Origin of the sequence: Nocardia sp. NBC_01499, assembly GCF_045040275.1 — a bacterium.
Lineage (GTDB): Bacteria > Actinomycetota > Actinomycetes > Mycobacteriales > Mycobacteriaceae > Nocardia.
The window spans coordinates 9777472-9793131 of sequence record NZ_CP109426.1 but is presented as its reverse complement, the minus strand read 5'-3'; the positions used below and the strand labels follow the sequence as shown (position 1 = coordinate 9793131).

The window sequence follows — 15660 nt, the reverse complement described above, 5'->3', positions numbered from 1 at the left end:
AACATTGCCACTATGACCAGATCGGTATAGGTGCGCGTCCGCCTCATCGGACGCGATCAAGACCTAGGGAATCTATATGACCGATCGGTCGGCAATCTAGTGGAAGGGGAGGTGTCCTGCATCACAGAGGCAGGTGACTGGCGCGAACGTCACTAATCGCGCAAAAGGGCCGAGTCAGGCGGAGCGGGCGGCCTCGCCGACACAGCCGAGAGGATCGAAGCCGCCGTCCGATGCGTTAGACGAGCTGGTCGAGGGCGATTTCGAAGGCCGTGCTCGCCACATTCGTGGTGAGGTCCGAGCGGGAATGGCAGCGGTCGAGGGCGGTGGCGATGGTGGCCGAGATATCGCCGAAGATCGCCTCGTCCGACACCTCGACATCGCCCTGCATCAGCAACGCGAAAGCGCGGGCCATGCCGCAGTTGGCGATGAAGTCCGGCACCACCGCGACGCTCTTGTCGGCGTGCTCGTAGATCGGCCCGTAGAAGATCTCGGAGTCCGCGAAAGGCACGTTCGCGCCGCTGGCGATCACCTGCAATCCGTTCGCCGTCATCCGATCGATCTGATCATGGGTGACCAGACGCGACGCCGCACACGGCAGGAACACGTCGGCGCCGAGATTCCAGATGCGGTCGTTGATCTCGTCGAACGGCAGCGCCCCGTCGGCGTGCAGCGTGTTACCTCGCTTGGCCAAGAACAACTCTCGGGTTTCCGCGAGCGTGTACCCGGCCGGATTGAGCACACCGCCGTCCCGGTCGATGATCCCGACGATCCTGGCCCCCGCCTGCGCCGCGTAGTAGGCGGCTGCCGCGCCGACATTGCCCCAGCCCTGGACGATCACCCGTTTCCCGGCGAGTTCACCACCGTAGATCCGGTAGAAATGGCGCACCGATTCGGCGACGCCCCAGCCGGTAATCAAGTCCGCGACAGTGTATTTGCCATTCGGATTCGGCGTGAAGCGCCGATCCTCGACCACCTTCGCCACCCCGAGCCGCAGCTGACCGACCCGCTGGACGAGTTCGCGATCATCGGCGCCGTAGTGTCCGTTGACGACACCTTGCTGCGGATGCCACAGCCCGTAACTCTCGGTGATCGGCACGACTTCGGCCATCTCGTCGACATTGAGATCGCCTCCGGTGCCGTAATAGGCCTTCAGCAGCGGCGCGACCGCCCGATACCACCGGCTGAGTACCTCGCGCTTGCGCGGATCACGCGGATCGAAATCGATCCCCGATTTCGCGCCGCCGATCGCGGGCCCGGACACGGTGAACTTGATTTCCATGGTCTTCGCCAGCGATTCGACCTCATTGCGATCGAGTCCGCGGCGCATCCTGGTCCCGCCGCCCGCCGCCCCGCCGCGCAACGAGTTGATCACCACCCAGCCCTTCGCGGTGGTCTCGGAGTCCTGCCACTCGAACACGATCTCGGGAGCCTTCTCCTCGAACTGGGCAAGTAGGTTCTTCATCTGCGTGTTCCTCACCGTTCGGAATGTGCCCTCGACCAAAGGAGCAGGGCGGCAACGCAACTGTGAATTCCCGACGATTTCCGCGCAACCTGCCTAGCGTCTCCAACGCAACCTGCGCAGAATGCCTGCCGCAACCGCCATGTAGTGCGACAAGATGCCTAGCAATCCGGCACAACATTCGACCGGCCGATCCGGCTGGCTCGATGGCTCCCAGCAACTTCACGGCGGGCTCCCAGGGCGTTCGCCGCAGCGGTTGCGTCAATGGTGAGGTGACTACAACTATCGGGGCGATGCCCGAGCTGAGTGCGACGCCGCGGCGAACCGACGGACATCGCACGGTCTGGGAACGGATCGCCCTGGTGGTCCTGCTCGTGGGGACCGCGGTGCTGTACCTGTGGAACATCACCAGCAACGGCATGGGCAACCAGTTCTATGCCGGTGCGGCGCAGGCGGGTTCGAAGAACTGGGAGGCGCTGCTGTTCGGCGCGGTCGACCCGGAGAACTTCATCACCGTCGACAAACCGCCGGTCTCGCAGTGGGTGATGGGCCTGTCCGGGCAGATCTTCGGATTCAGCAGCGCAAGCATGCTCATCCCGGAGGCGCTGATGGCGGTCGCCGCCGTCGCGTTGCTCTACGGCGCGGTCACCCGGATCAGCGGCCGCACGGCCGGACTGCTCGCCGGCGCGTGCCTGGCGCTGACACCGGTGGCGGCGTTGATGTTCCGCTTCAACAATCCCGACGCGGTGATGGTGCTGTTGATGATGGCGGGCGCGTACTGCACGGTGCGAGCGCTGCAACGCGGGTCGACGCTGTGGATCACGCTGGCCGGTGTCGCCCTCGGCTTCGCGTTCCTGGCGAAGATGCTCGAAGGGTTGATGGTGCTGCCCGCGCTCGGGCTCGCCTACCTGATCGCGGCGCCGAACCCGATCCGGACCCGCCTGCTGCAGTTGGTCGCCGCCGCGGTGGCGTTGATCGTTTCGTCCGGCTGGTACGTGCTGGTGACCCTGCTGTGGCCCGCCTCGTCGCGGCCCTATATCGCGGGTTCGACGGACAACAACTTCATGAATCTGGTGCTCGGCTACAACGGGTTCGCGCGCGTCCTCGGACGTAATCACGGACCGGCACGCGGCGGTCCCGGCGCGACACCCGGTCGGAATCCGGGCGTCCCCGGACAGAACGCCGTTGTCCCCGGGCAGAACCCCGCCGTGCCCGGGCAGAATCCCCTCGTCCCCGGCCAAGGCCCCGGCGCTGGTCAAAACCCTGCGGCGCAACGAGGTTTCGGTGGTTTCGGTGGCGGCCAGAGTCACGGCCTGAGCCGATTGTTCGGCGGTGAGTTCGGTTTCGAGATCGCCTGGTTGCTGCCCGCCGCGTTGCTGGCCTTCGTGCTGGTCCTGGTCGCAAGGCGCAAGGCGCCGCGCACCGACCTGGTGCGTGCGGGCGCGATCGTTTTCGGCGGTTGGACGATCATCGACGGACTGGTCCTCAGCTACATGCAGGGCACCATCCACCCCTACTACAGCCTGTCCATCGCTCCCGCGATCGCCGGTCTGTTCGCCATCGGCGTGTTCGAAATGTGGCGTACCAGGGAAAGTTGGTTCGGTCGCATCGGGCTTGCGGCGCTCATCGCGGTCAGCGGTATCTGGAGTTTCTGGCTGCTCCAACGCAACTCCGCCTGGCAGCCCGAACTCCGGGTGGCGATCCTGGCCGTGACCGTGCTGGCGGCGGCCGCGCTGCTGGTCCCGTGGACAGCGCGGCTGAGGCAGCGGGTCGCGGCCGTAGCGTTGATCGCCGGATTGCTCGGCGCGATCGGCGGTTCGGCGGCGTACGCGGTCGAAACGGTCGGCACGCCGCATCTGGGTGGCGGCCCGACGGTCGGCCCGGCCACCTCCCACGGCAATCGTGGCGGATTCGGCACCAGCCAGGACAACCCGCAACTGGACACCATGCTGGAACACACGACGACCAAATGGTCGGCGGCCACCAACGGCTCATCCACCGCCGCAGGCCTCGAATTGTCCACCAACACACCGGTAATGGCGATCGGCGGCTTCAGCGGCAGCGACCCGGCACCCACGCTCGAGCAGTTCATCGACTACGTCAAGAACCACCAGGTCACCTACTACCTGGTCCAGAACAACAATCGCGGTGGCAACGGCGCACGTCCCGCTCCTGCCGAAAACGCCGGTGGCGCAACGCGACCCAACGGTAGCCCCGCACGCACACCCGGCAACCCCGCTCAGGCACCCGGCAACGCTGCCCCCGGCACTCCCGCCCCGGGCGGCGGCCCCGGCTTCGGCCGCGGCCACACCGACATAACCACCTGGGTAACAACCAATTTCAAGCCGGAAACCATCGGATCGACCACGGTGTACAACCTTTCGGGCTACCAAGGCTGACATCCCGAGCAGCCATGATGCCGGTCGACTGAGGAATCTCCTCAGTCGACCGGCATCACTAGATCGCGACAACGCCTTTGCGGTGACGCCGCGCGAGCTCGGCGTAGTAGCCCGGATTGATCTGAATCCACGCTTCGAAATCCGTGCCCGCTATCGGACGCCTGACCCGCATCGGCGAGCCAGAGGCGAGGACGCCGGGCGGGACGTCGAATCCCGCGGGCACCAGGGAATGCGCGGCGATCAACGTACCTGCGCCGATCTTCGCGCCGTCGAGCACCGAGCTCATATTGCCGAGGATGCATTCCGCGCCGAGTATCGCCCCGTGCACCAAGCAGCCGTGCGCGACGGTCGCACCGGGTCCGATCTCGGTGAGCATATCCGGCACACCGTGCAGAATTGAATTGTCCTGGACATTCGCGTCTTTCCGAACGATTATCGGCGCGATATCGCCACGAAGCACCGCGCCATACCATATCGACGCACCCGCCTCCACCTGCACATCGCCGATGAGTGTCGCAGTCGGCGCGATGAATGCCTCGTGGTTGACAACCGGACGCTTACCTTCGAACTCAAAGAGATTCATGCGAAAACAATAAGCACGTCGGCCTGGCGGACACCATGTGCGCGAACGACTACTGACCTGGCGGAACAGCGGCCCGACCGTTGACACGTTGGATCGGGAGCGGCTACCGTGCAAATACGGCCAATGGGAAAGTCGAACGACCACCGGGATACCCGGTCCGGACGGTGTCGTCGTATCCGTCAAACGCAATTCAATGGCCCGAATGCGCTTGATCACCTGACGCAAAAGGGGATTCTCATGCCAGCACCAGCCAGTCGCCGACTGCTGCTCATCGGCTGGTCAGCATACATTGTTGGATTTATTTTACATTCTATTGCGCATATTTATATGTGGAGTCACACCCCCGTCGCCGTGCTGATAATGGGCGCTCTCGCAGATGTTGTCGGGATAGGCATTTTGATCATTATCTTACGAAGACACCCGCTGGCCGCTAACGCTCTCGCACTTTTCGGAGCCGCCGTCGCAATCGGCCTGATTCTGATTCACATCCCGGTCTACTGGGGCCCCTTCAGTCAACCGTGGCACTTCGGAGAAATGGCCCTCCCCTACTGGTTATCACTCGCCGCGGCCGTCGCGGGCGGGCTGACGGCATCCGCTATCGGACTATACGTCGGTCGCCTGACCTCGAATCGAAGCCAACGAAATGGTCACTCATGGATCTCACAATGAAACGCTTTCGGACAGGACTACTCGACGCCGGTCTGCATCCTCGATTCACCCCCGATATGCTGCTGCGCAGCAGCCAAATGCTGGCGGCGGCGGGCGGCGCGGATTCGCTGTGGGTTCCTGATCATCTGATATCGCTGCAGCCGCAGTCGGTCTGGACGCCCAAATACGTCGGCGCCGCGCATTTGGTGCCGCGCATTCACGCCTGCTACGACCCGTGGCTCGCCCTCGGCTATCTGGCCGCGAAGAACGGGCTCGCCCGCAAGCGTCTCGGCATCGGGGTCACCGATACCGGCCGCCGCAATCCGGCGGTGACCGCGCAGGCCGCCGCGACCCTGCATCTACTGACCGGTGGACGCGCCATCCTCGGCATCGGCCCCGGCGAGCGTTTGAACAACGAACCATTCGGCGTCGACTGGCGGACACCGGTAGGCCGGTTCGAGGAAGCGATGGCAACGATTCGCCTGCTGTGGGATTCCGACGGAAAACCGGTCAGCCGCGAATCCCCGTACTTCCCTTTGCACAACGCCGTTTTCGACGTGCCGCCGCATCGCGGGACCAGACCGGAAGTCTGGATCGCCGCGCACGGACCGCGCATGCTCCGCATCGCGGGTCAGTACGCCGACGCCTGGCTGCCCGGACTCTCCATCCAACCGGAAGACTATTCCGCGGGCCTCGACCAGATCCGAACGGCGGCCTCCGATGCCGGGCGCGATCCGATGGCCATTCTTCCCGCGGTGACCTTCACCATTCTCACCGGACCGACCCGCGACGCGGTCGACGAGCTCTGCGAGAGCGTCGTCGCACGAACCCTCACCATCAATGCCTCGGCGAAGATGTGGGCACGCCACGGCGTCGAACACCCACTCGGACCGACATTCTCGGGCGCGCAGGATCTGCTGCCGCAGAAGCTCGACGAACCGACCCTGCTTTCCTATGCCGAAAAGGCGCCGAGCGCGCTGGTGCGCGACCTGAACATGGTCGGCACGCCGAGCGAGATCGTCGAACAGATCGCCGAATGGCGCGATCACGGCGTCCGCTACGCCGTATTGCTGAACGTCAGCTACTTCCAGCACAGTCTCAGCAAGGGAATGGCCGCGAACGCGCTGCTTGTCCAGATCATGCGGCGGCTGCGTCGACTCTGAACGGAGTACTCACGTGGCCGAATCACTGATCGCCAGCGTATCCGACACCGCACGCTGGGTCGCCACCTATCGTGCGGACGAATCCGCAAGACCCGACGCGCTTTTCGATGATTTCCTCGCCGCGGAACTCGCCGGCGAGCGTGGCACGGCGATCGCCGCCGCGGCTAAACGCACGCTGCTCGGCGCCTGGTTCTTCGTAGCCCGCACGAAACTGATCGACGACATGATCGCGACGTGCGTGGCCCGAGGCTGCGATCGCGTCATCAATCTAGCGGCCGGGTTGGACACTCGCCCATACCGACTCGAGCTGCCGCCGGATCTCGAGTGGTTCGAAGCCGACCTGCCCGCGATGATCGACGAGAAGGAACAGCGACTCGCACAGCGGACCCCGCGCTGCCGGATCAGTCGACATCGCGTCGACCTGGCCGACCCGGCGGCGCGCCGTGATTTCTTGAACACGGCCGTGCAGAACGCGGAGAAGACCGCGGTGATCTCGGAGGGACTGCTGCTCTATCTCAGCGAGTCCGAGGTCAGCGCGCTGTCCTCGGACCTGACGCGGCCCGAGATCGCCTGGTGGATCGCCGATATCATCTCCCCCGCGTTCGTCGCACTGTCGAAACCCGCGCTGCGCGGCAAGATGAACAACCTCGTCGTCAAATTCGGGCCAGCCACCGGCATCGGCTATTTCGAGGGCGTTGGCTGGACCATCGAGGACTCCTCGTCCCACCTCGTCGCCGCGGACCGCTGGCATCGGCTACCACCGCTCTTACGGCCGTTCGCCCGCCTACCGCAGCCCGATCCCCGGCGACCGGGCTGGTTGCCGACCTCCGCGGTCGCCCTACTCGGACGCCGCAAGGCCTGATTGTCGAATCTCACCGTTCCAGTTGTGGAGGAAGCCGACCTATGTCTGACAGCCGCACCAGACGACTGCTCGCCGTTGTGTCACAACGCAATACGATCGGCCCGGCGGCGAGTCGCGTACTCGCCGACCTGGCGGGATCGCGCGAGGTCGATACCGCCGCCGCACCGCCGCACGCCGCCATGGCGCAACCCGAATACGAACAGGTGCTGACCAGGGCCCGTCGCTTTCTCGACGCGGTCGCGCCGGAGGACCCGCTTTCGCTCGTGGTCGCCGATTCCCTCGACGCTCTGCCGGATGCCATCGCGACCGCCGCCGCGGGTGACGACGCCGTGCTCACCCTGCTGATCATCGATCACGACGAATGTCGTTACCGCGCCGCCGAACCCGACACGGTGAACAGGATGCTGGCCAAGGTCGCGATCTCGCTACCCGACACCGTCGAATTCGATCCTGGCCCGCATACCGTGCACGTGTACACCGACCCGGATCTCGACACCTGCTACGCGGAGGAGCACTTCACGCCGCGATGGATGCCGACGGACGCGTGGGTCATCGCCGCCGATATCGCCTGCGCGTTCATCGACTCACTACAGGTCAACCTGTACAACCGGCTCCGCCCCGAGTTCTCGAGAAGCACTATCGCACAGGAGCTTTCGGGCTTCATGAACCGGCAGGCCGGTCGGGACTGGGGCCTGCACTACTACACCGGATCCGGCGTAGCCACGTTCATCGACGATATGGAAGCCCACGCCGTAGCCAACGGCAACCCCATCGTCAGGGCGCCGAGCGAGCACAGTCACGGCTGCTCCGCGCTGGCCCGCTGGACGCTGGACGGCGCGCCGTTCGTCATCGTCACGACCAGCGGGATGCACGACGAGTTCCGCGGCACCCTGGCCAACCATGTGGCAACGCGCAGTCGTGGTTTCATCGTCTGCTGCGATTCGCGACCGAATCAATGGCACCCGTTCCAGGGCACCATCCACCGCACCGGTGATTCGCGGCCGTCCTTGCGGGCGCGCGGCTTTCCGGTCGTCTACATCGAGCGGACCGAGCACATCGGCGAGGGCCTACGCGAGGCGTTCGCGGCCTACGACACCGACAGCGGGCCGGTGATGATCCTTGCGACACGCGAAGTGCTGCAAGCCAATCTGGACGTGGACCGGACGCCCGAGCCCGCTGCGCCACCCCGAGTGGAGTCGATACACACGCCCGAACTCACCCGGCTGTCCGAACTGCTCAACACCGCGCGTACCAGGCTGCTGTGCCAGGTCGGCCCACTGTCCAAGGACGCGCAGGAGCTGATGTACACCCTGGCGAGCCGCGCCGGTATCGCGCTGGCCGATTCGGTCGCCCAGCCCGGCACGGTAACCCGCTACCGCGACGGCGCCCGCGTCCCGGAATACCTCGGCACCCTCAGCATGTACGGCTATTCGGCCAGGGTGCACCAATACCTCTACGACAACGGCGAATTGCGGTCCGCGGACGAGCAGAGCGTGCTCTTCCTCAACAGCGCCATACCGCAGATCGACACGCCGTTCGCCGATTCGTCACTGCGCAGGCTTGCCCCGATCCAAATCATTGAACACGCCATCGACCAGGCCCCGTTCGCGGGCTTGACGGTGACCGGTCGCATCGAAGAGGTGTTGCGCGCCTTGCTCGATCGCCTCGACGTCGATCCCGGCGTGCTCGCCTATCGACAGGCCGCGATCGCGTCGACCACCGATTCCTATGGCGATGTCGTCGGCCTGCTGCCATTGCGGCCGATGACGACGAACTACTTCTTCCGCCGCCTCGGATCCGTGCTGGAAGAGCTTATCCAGCAACGGGATTACCGGTATGTCGGTGTCTACGACATCGGCCGCGTCGGCCTCACCGCGGTGAACAACCTGCCGCGCACCAACCGCAGCTTCTCCGGCTGGTACGGACGCGGCTTGATGGGCGACGGCCTGATGGCGCTGCCCGGCGTCGCCACCCGGCGCGACGAGAATATCCTCTGCTTCACCGGCGACGGGACGGCCTCGATGACCCCCGACATCCTGCCCGCGCTGGTGCATCAGATCGCCGTCGACCACGCGCCGATGCCAAAGAGCCTCACCATCTTCCGGTTCGTCAACGGCAGTCACTCGGTCATCCGCACCTATCGCGAGGGACTTCGTCCCGGCGCGGTCAGCGGGCAGACCGGAGTGCTGAGCTTTACCCCGCAGGACTGGGAGCGGCAGGTCGGTCCGCTCACGATCCGGCATCGACGGGTGAGCGCCTTCGACGACGTTCCCTTCGCCGATCACCTCGATGCGAGCAACACGATCAACCTCTATTCGATCTTTCTCGGTCACAACAACGAAGGTGATGGTCTGAGCCGGTTTTCTATGTTGGGATGGCAACGTGACGAACTCGCGCCCGCCGCAGTGACGGCGGCCGGAACCTCGCTGCCATCCTGACGAAACACCAACGCCGAGTGGACGAGAAGGAGCCGTTATGGACCGAGCCGTGATCGAGGAACGCGTCCGCACGCTGATCAGCACAACGATGGCGTTACCGACCGACGAGATGGACGATCCCGCGACGAACCTTCGGGAAGATCTTGGCATGGATTCGATGGACTTCGTCGATCTGCTCGTCGAATTGGAACGCCACCTCGGCCACCGGGTAGACCGGGAACTGCTGATCGACATCCGTACCGTCGGCCAGGTCGTTGACCTCGTCTATAACCTTGCCGCACAACGTGAACAGGCCGGGACGGCCGAGGCCGCTCGTTGACCAGGCAGGTGCCCGCGGCGCCGGATCGTGATGCCACCGAGCCTGATCCGTCCGAGTCCGCCGGCCGGACCCGGTCGGGCTGGCCGGACCGGGTAGCCGGATTCACGGCCCGACGCATCCGGCCGCTCACCGCCGTCTGGGTCGTACTGCTCGTCCTCGGCGCGCTCGGTGGCGCCTCGCTGGCCAATTCACTGAACAGCCAAGGCTGGGACGTCCCCGGCTCTGGCACCGTCGCCGTCCGCCAGGAGCTCGCCGAGGGGTTGGCCGGCCGCGGCGCGACCGACCTGCAGCTGGTGATCCACGACAACCAACAGACCGTCGACAGCCCGGCCTTCGAACAGCGCGCGAAAGAGGTCTTCGACGCGACCATCGCCGATGCGCGATTGCAGGTGAGCGGCAGCTTCGGCTGGAACACGCTGTCCCCGTTGAACAGAGCCAAATTCGTCGGCGCGGACCGGCACACCGTGACCACCGCCATCGGGATCGGCCTCGACAACGACCAGGCCACCAAGACGGTGCCGGTGGTACAGCAGGATCTGGCCGCGCGATTCAGCGGGCAGGGTCTCGATGTCGCCATCTTGAGCGTGCAGGGGATGCAGGGCGAGGCGAACACACTTGCGGCCGAGGGCCTGGTTCGCAGCGAGCTGCTCGCGTTCCCACTGATCGTCATCGTCTTGCTGCTGTTGTTCCGCAGCGTGATGGCGATGGTCGCGGCGATGGCGACCACGATCACCGCCATCGCGGTGACGCTCGGCATCATCGGCGCGATCGCGGCACGCGCCGAACTGTCGATATTTGTCGAAAACATCGTGCTCATGCTCGGTTTGGGCGTCGGAATCGACTACTCGCTCGTCATGATCAAACGCTTCAAGGAGGAGTTGGCCCTCGGCAACGACGTGCCCGAATCGGTGGCGATGACGCTGCGCACCAGCGGCCGTACGGTGCTCACCTCCGGGCTGACCATCATCGTGGCGGCACTGCCGTTGTTCATCGTCCGGATGAACACGATCGTGTCGCTCGCTGTCGGCGCGGTGGTCGTTGTCGCGGTGACCACCCTGACGTCGCTGCTCCTGCTGCCCGTACTGCTGCACGTCCTCGGCACCCGGGTCAACGCGGGCAAGATTCCGATTCCGGCCAGGTTCCGCACCGACGAATCCGCCGACGAGTCCCAGTTGGCGTCGCATCGGTGGCATCGCCTGGCCACGACCGTGATGAACCATCGGCTCGCGTTCGCCGGCGCGGGCATCGCCGTCCTGCTCCTGCTCGCGATTCCGGCGGCGGACATGAAACTGTCACTGCCCGGCCCGGAGATCTTGCCGTCGTCATCGAATATCGGGCGCGGATTCGACCGGGTGGCAGCGCAATACGGTCCCGGTGTCGCCTCGCCGATCCAGGTGGTGGTCCGTACCGACAACGCCGTGACCGACCCCGCCGTCGGCGCCGAACTGAGCAGGCTGGTCGCGGACCTGTCGGCGCTTCCCGATGTCGCCGCGGTGAACTCGGCACTCACCGTCACCCAGCAGATCTCGCCCCAGTTGCAGTGGCAGGCGCTCGACCCGGCCACCTTCGACCGGCTCCCCGGCGACGCGCAACAAGGCTTGCGGTACTACGTGTCCGGGGATCGACACAAATCAGTCATCGAAGTCATCTCGGCCAAGTCTTTCGCGGATGAGGCCACCATCGATCTGCTGGATCGGGTTCGTGCGCGCACCGAGGCACTGCCCGCCACCATGCACGCCGATGTCGGCGGCAATACCGCGCGGGCGGTGGACCCGAACCACGAGATCGAGCGAAAGCTCCCCTGGGTCATCGCCATGATGTTGATCGCGCTCTATCTCGTGCTGCTTGTCTCGTTCCGCTCGATTTTCCTGCCGCTCAAGGCGATTCTGATGAACGGGCTCGCGGTCGGCGCGACCTTCGGTGTCATGGTGGCGATATTCCAGAAGGGATGGCTGCCGCAGGTGCCTGGTCTCGACCAACCCGGATATCTGTTGTCCTTCGCCCCGATACTGGTGCTCGCGTTGATGGTCGGCCTGAGCACCGACTACGAGGTGTTCCTGCTCAACCGGGTCCGCGAGCGATACCTGCGCACCCGCGACAATCGGGATGCGGTCGCGGTCGGCATCGCGCGCACCGCACCGCTCATCTCCGGCGCGGCGGTGCTGATGATCTCGGTGTTCGGCGCCTTCGGCTTCGGCGGCTTCCTCCCGATCGAACAGATCGGCATCGGACTCGCCGTCGCGGTCGCACTCGACGTCACCATTATCCGCAGTGTGATCGTGCCTGCGGCGATGAGTCTCATGGGCCGCTGGAACTGGTGGCCCGGCGATTCGACCTGACCCCACTTCCAGGGAGTGTTTCTGATGGATACGTTAGAGCTCAGTCAAACGGGCCGGGTAGTCACTGCCCGCTACGTCAACCCGCCGTCGAACTTCATCACCGCCGCGTTCATCCGCGATCTCGATCTGCTGACGCGGGCGGTGGACGCGGATCCGTCGGTGGGGGCCGTCGTATTGACCGGCGGGGTCGACGGCCGGTTCCTCGGGCACGCGGAGCCGACCGCGCTGCGCGACAGCTCCGCCGTGGCCCCCGCGCTCCCACCCGCCCTGATGCACGTCGGCGTGCGTGCGATGGATTTCGTCATGCGCGTACCCGGTGTCGACGCCGCCGTGGAGCGCTACGGCGGCACCGCTGGCGTCGGCGCGGTCTGGGCGCACCGGTGGCGGCGGACCATTCTGCGCATGAATCGTTCTGGTGCGGTGTATCTTTCGGCGATCAACGGGCCCGCTCTCGGCGGCGGATTCGAGATCGCTCTCGCCTGCGATCTGCGCTACGCCGCCGACGACGAGCACATCGTGCTCGGCAATATCGAGGTCTTGGCGGGACTGTCGACCGGTGGCGGCGGCAGCCAGCGTCTCGCGCGCATGCTCGGCACGGCGCGGGCGCTTGACCTGCTGCTCGACGGCGCGACGCTGACGGTCCGCGAGGCACTGGACGCGGGCATCGTCCAATCCGTAGTGTCCCCTGCGGATCTGCTCGAACACACCCACGCGACGGCGGCCCGGCTGGCGGCTCGCCCGAGGACCGCCCTCAGTGCCCTCAAGTACAGCGTCTACTTCGGTGCGAGTCAGTCCCTGACGCAGGGCCTGCTCACCGAGGCCGCCGAGTTCCTCGGGGCGGCTTCGGCTACCGCCGCGCACCGCCGCTTGTCGGCACTCGTCGACGACGTCGCCGCGCTCGGCGAGACCCCGTTCGTTGCCCAACCGCAAGCCTGGCGCGACGGGACCAGAGTCGGCCGGAAATACGCTGTGCCGGAACGCAACCCGGCGGTGGCGACGCGGCCGGTACCGTAGATCGCCTGTCGCACAAGGGTGGTCAGGATGTGCCGTCGGCAACCGGACGTGTGGTTTCGACGGCCTCCAGCCAAAACCGGCTGCGCTCAAAAGGATAGGTGGGCAGAGCGATCCGTCGGGCGGGCGGGATTATCCGAGACCAATCCACTCTGGCTCCGCAGGCGTATGCCGAAGCGACGGCGACCGCGATGTCGTGCGCACCGCCCTGGTCGAACGGCGCGAGACCGGCGATCACGACCGCTCGACCGGCACTGTCGGCTTCGGCGACCGACTCGGCGATCCGGCTCGTCGATTCGGATCGCGGACCTAGCTCGATGAAGGTGCGGTAGCCGGCGGACACGAGTTCGGCGATCCGCCCCGTGCCCTCATGCGGCAGGTCATTCGAGATCGCCTCCCGCGCGGCCTGATCCAGCGTCGAGACACCCGCCAACAGCCGACCCGCCGCAGGACACGCATTGTCATCGACGACGGGGACCTGACCTGGCAGATACTCCCGCCACAGCGCGGCCGCCGCGACAGCGAGGGCGAACAATCCCTGCCGGGCGATATCGTCGCGGTCGGGCGGCGGTGCGCCCTGCGCATCGGCCACTACCGCGAGCAGGTCCACTCCCCCTTGCTGGACAAGGGCTTCGGTGCACGCGCGGAACCGCTCGGCGAAAACCGGTGCGGCGCCGAGCAGATCGGCCGCCGCGCGGTGCCATCGGGAGCTGTCGGCACCGACGACGTACGCGACCCGGTGGCCGCCCTTGGTGCCGACGCCCCAGGCGATGCCATCCCGGTACACCATCCGCTTCGGCGCGGGCTGCTCGGCGAGTACCCGCAGGGCAGCACGCAATTCGGCGCTGTCGGCACCGACGACGGCGGCGCGATGTTCCAGGTGCGCCCGGGTGGCGGCCAGGCTGTAGACGACGTCGGCCGACCGGTGCTCGGGATGGGCGTCGAGCCAGGCACCCAGCCTCGCGGCCTGCGCGGCTAGCGCCCGCGCGGTACGCGCGGACAGCGTCAACACGATCGGCGCGGCCGGATTCGACAGCGCGGGAACCTGTTCGGACGACTGCTCGACGGGCGGCTCCTCCACAACGACGTGCGCGTTGGTGCCGCTGGCGCCGAACGCGGAGACCCCGGCCCGGCGCGGCCTGCCGTTCGGGTGCCGCGGCCACGATTGCGGCGTGGTCAGCAGCGACACTGTCGCACCGGTCCAGTCCACCCGGCTGGAGGGCACCTCCGCATGCAACGTCTTCGGCAGGGTGTCGTGGCGCAACGCCATGATGATCTTGATGAGCCCGCTCGCGCCCGCCGCGGCCTGGGTATGACCGAGGTTCGACTTCACCGAACCGAGCCACAGTGGGTGATCGGCGGAATGCGCACGCCCGTAGGTCGAGAGCAGAGCATTCGCTTCGATCGGATCACCGAGCGTAGTTCCGGTGCCGTGCGCTTCCACCGCGTCGACGTCGGCGGTGCGCAGACCGGCGTCCGCGAGCGCGGCGCGGATGACGCGCTCTTGCGATGGCCCGTTCGGTGCCGTCAGTCCGTTGCTCGCACCATCGGAATTCACCGCCGACCCGCGCAGTAGGGCGTGGATGTGGTGGCCGTTGCGCTGTGCGTCGCTGAGCCTTTCCAGCAAGAGCAAACCCATGCCCTCCGACCAGCCGGTGCCATCGGCGTTGTCCGCGAAGGATTTACACCGGCCGTCCGGTGCGAGTGCTTGCTGCCTGCTGAACTCGAGGATGACCGACGGTGTCGCCATCACGGTGACGCCGCCCGCGACCGCGAGATCGGTTTCGCCGCGCCGCAGCGATTGCATCGCCAAATGCGTCGCGACCAGTGATGAGGAGCAGGCGGTGTCCACCGTCAGCGCAGGACCGATGAATCCAAAGGTGTAGGCCACCCGTCCGGAGAGGATGCTGCCCATCATGCCGAGACCCCACCGGCCATTGAGGTCATCCGCGTGCTGGGCGGACAGCCAGGTGTAGTCCTGATACATCGTTCCGGCGAACACACCGGTCGCGCTGCCGCGCAGTGTCGCGGGATCGATACCCGCGTGCTCCAACAACTCCCAGGTGCCCTCCAGCAGCAACCGCTGCTGCGGATCCATCGCGATCGCCTCGCGGTGGCTCAGCGCGAAGAACCTCGGATCGAAATCGGCAACGCCCGACATGAATCCGCCGGAGCGCACATAGGAGGTCCCCTTGTGATCCGGGTCCGGGTGGTACAGCTTCTCCAGGTTCCAGCCGCGATCGTCGGGGAAGTCGCCGATCGCGTCCCGTCCCTCGGCGACCAACTCCCACAACTCATCCGGCGAGTGGACACTGCCCGGATAGCGGCAGGCCATCCCGACCACCGCGATCGGTTCGCCGCGACGCTGCGCGTCCTCGCGCAGCCGCGCGTTCTCCTTCATCGACGCGCGTAGCGCGCGTACCAGTTCTTCGGCGTCAA

Annotated in this window: 9 protein-coding genes and 1 pseudogene; 7 read left to right on the top strand and 3 right to left on the bottom strand. The window is 66.0% G+C overall.

Annotated features, from left to right (window positions below):
• Positions 1–235: 235 nt before the first annotated feature.
• Positions 236–1462 (bottom strand): Glu/Leu/Phe/Val dehydrogenase dimerization domain-containing protein, encoded by a 1227-nt coding sequence (locus OG203_RS44035; RefSeq protein ID WP_405163133.1) that lies wholly within the window; start codon positions 1460–1462, stop codon positions 236–238.
• 290 nt (positions 1463–1752) lie between these two features.
• On the opposite strand from OG203_RS44035, the gene OG203_RS44030 reads away from it, so the two are divergent.
• Complete coding sequence (locus OG203_RS44030) at positions 1753–3858, top strand: glycosyltransferase family 39 protein (protein ID WP_405163132.1); 2106 nt, start codon at positions 1753–1755, stop codon at positions 3856–3858.
• Between the two features lie 58 nt (positions 3859–3916).
• On the opposite strand, the gene OG203_RS44025 is transcribed toward OG203_RS44030, so the two are convergent.
• Entirely contained in the window at positions 3917–4441 is a 525-nt protein-coding gene (locus OG203_RS44025; RefSeq protein WP_405163131.1) for a gamma carbonic anhydrase family protein, read from the bottom strand.
• Between the two features lie 665 nt (positions 4442–5106).
• On the opposite strand from OG203_RS44025, the gene OG203_RS44020 reads away from it, so the two are divergent.
• From OG203_RS44020 to OG203_RS43995, 6 genes are read left to right on the top strand one after another with little or no spacing between them, the layout of a single operon-like run.
• The gene (locus OG203_RS44020; protein ID WP_405163130.1) at positions 5107–6252 is read left to right on the top strand and encodes an LLM class flavin-dependent oxidoreductase; all 1146 of its coding nucleotides are present in this window, start codon (positions 5107–5109) and stop codon (positions 6250–6252) included.
• 13 nt (positions 6253–6265) lie between these two features.
• Positions 6266–7114: a class I SAM-dependent methyltransferase gene (locus OG203_RS44015; protein ID WP_405163129.1), complete on the top strand. Its 849-nt coding sequence runs from the start codon at positions 6266–6268 to the stop codon at positions 7112–7114.
• Positions 7115–7155: 41 nt separating this feature from the next.
• Entirely contained in the window at positions 7156–9552 is a 2397-nt protein-coding gene (locus OG203_RS44010) for a hypothetical protein (RefSeq protein ID WP_405163128.1), read from the top strand.
• Between the two features lie 37 nt (positions 9553–9589).
• Positions 9590–9871 (top strand): acyl carrier protein, encoded by a 282-nt coding sequence (locus OG203_RS44005; RefSeq protein WP_405163127.1) that lies wholly within the window; start codon positions 9590–9592, stop codon positions 9869–9871.
• Entirely contained in the window at positions 9868–12210 is a 2343-nt protein-coding gene (locus tag OG203_RS44000; RefSeq protein ID WP_405163126.1) for an MMPL family transporter, read from the top strand. The genes OG203_RS44005 and OG203_RS44000 overlap by 4 nt, the downstream gene beginning before the upstream one ends.
• Before the next feature lie 24 nt (positions 12211–12234).
• Positions 12235–13224 (top strand): enoyl-CoA hydratase/isomerase family protein, encoded by a 990-nt coding sequence (locus OG203_RS43995; RefSeq protein WP_405163125.1) that lies wholly within the window; start codon positions 12235–12237, stop codon positions 13222–13224.
• A 22-nt stretch (positions 13225–13246) separates the two neighbouring features.
• Here OG203_RS43995 and OG203_RS43990 read toward each other — a convergent pair.
• Positions 13247–15658 (bottom strand): annotated as a pseudogene (locus tag OG203_RS43990) (type I polyketide synthase); the annotation flags it as partial.
• Between the last annotated feature and the right edge of the window lie 2 nt (positions 15659–15660).